Raw genomic sequence first — 641 nt, forward strand, 5'->3', positions numbered from 1 at the left:
CGGGGGAGCCCCGAGAACGGGCCGAGAGTCCGCTCTTTGACGCCCAGGCCGGCGCCGCAGAACGCAAACCGGCGCCCAAGCCCCTGACCGCCCAGGAACTCCGCGAGGCGGCCCTGGCGGAAGCCGCCGCCTCGGGCGACACGTCCGTCCGCCGCGCCGCTGATCCCCAGGCCGCTGAAGGATCCAGTTGGGAACCGGTGGAGGTCCCCAAACCCACCTACGTGGAGGCGCCGAAGGCCGAGCGGGCCGCCCCCGAGCCGCTCGACCTTCCGGAAGCCCCGAAGGCCGTCGGAAAGCCGTCGCTCAAGCAGGGCCTCCCGCAGGCGCCAGCCGTCAGCCCCGGCGCGGACGCCGAGCCGAAACCCCTCGGCAAGGCGCAGAGTGCCCTGAGCAACCTGGACGATGTCCTGCAGCGACGCCGGGCCTGAGCTACTTCTTTCAAGCCCCGGGCGGGCACGAACCCGACGCGGACCGGTAGCCTCAGGGCATGACACGAATTTGCGTTGCCGGGGGAACCGGCCAGGTGGGCCGTGAAGTGGTGCGACAGGCTGTCGCGGGCGGCCACGGGGTCGCAGTCCTCTGCAGGAATCCGCCTCCCCCCGGGGCAGCGGCCCGGACCGACGGCGTGGAGTACTTCCCCG

General features: G+C 72.9%; 1 protein-coding gene and 1 pseudogene. Both read left to right on the plus strand.

The features are described 5' to 3' along the window. Positions 1-428, plus strand: a pseudogene (locus K789_RS0120550) (hypothetical protein); the annotation flags it as partial. Between the two features lie 59 nt (positions 429-487). Next, the coding region (locus tag K789_RS24805; protein WP_192815800.1) for an NmrA family NAD(P)-binding protein at positions 488-641 on the plus strand (154 nt) is incomplete at its 3' end.

The organism is Arthrobacter sp. TB 26 (assembly GCF_000427315.1).
Taxonomy (GTDB): Bacteria; Actinomycetota; Actinomycetes; order Actinomycetales; family Micrococcaceae; genus Arthrobacter.